Raw genomic sequence first — 518 nt, 5'->3', positions numbered from 1 at the left:
AGCACGTCCTTCATCGCCTCTGACTGCCTGGGCATCCACCGTGTACGCTTAGTCGCTTAACCTCACAACCCACAGGCGTTTTACAACGCTGCGAATTGCAAGCATTTGAGAGACTCGAACGCATCGCCTTGTCATCCCTTATTACGGAGGAATGACGCGCTGCGTCGTTTCAATTTTCAGCTTGTTCCGGATTGTTAAAGAGCAATATCTTAAACATGACTCGTAAGTCATCTTTAAGATATGTGGGTAACATCTTTCACCTGTCACCAAGCTTTGGCGTCCCCTAGGGGATTCGAACCCCTGTTACCGCCGTGAAAGGGCGGTGTCCTGGGCCTCTAGACGAAGGGGACAATTAAGTCTGTCTTCGAAAGACACTTTGCTCGTTATTTTCTATCAGACAATCTGTGTGGACACTGCGCGGGAAGGTATCTTCAGGTAAGGAGGTGATCCAACCGCAGGTTCCCCTACGGTTACCTTGTTACGACTTCACCCCAGTCATGAATCACAAAGTGGTAAGC

At 49.4% G+C, this 518-nt stretch carries 1 tRNA gene and 1 rRNA gene; both read right to left on the bottom strand.

Annotated elements, in window-relative coordinates:
- Positions 1-274: 274 nt before the first annotated feature.
- Positions 275-350: transfer RNA gene (locus GVJ63_RS21855), tRNA-Glu, on the bottom strand.
- Between the two features lie 86 nt (positions 351-436).
- Positions 437-518, bottom strand: a 16S ribosomal RNA gene (locus GVJ63_RS21850); the annotation flags it as partial.

The sequence above is a fragment of the Pantoea sp. 18059 genome (assembly GCF_902706165.1).
GTDB classification, from domain to species: Bacteria; Pseudomonadota; Gammaproteobacteria; order Enterobacterales; family Enterobacteriaceae; genus Pantoea; species Pantoea agglomerans.
Note: the sequence above shows the minus strand (reverse complement) of the source record. Positions and strands in the feature narration are given on the sequence as shown.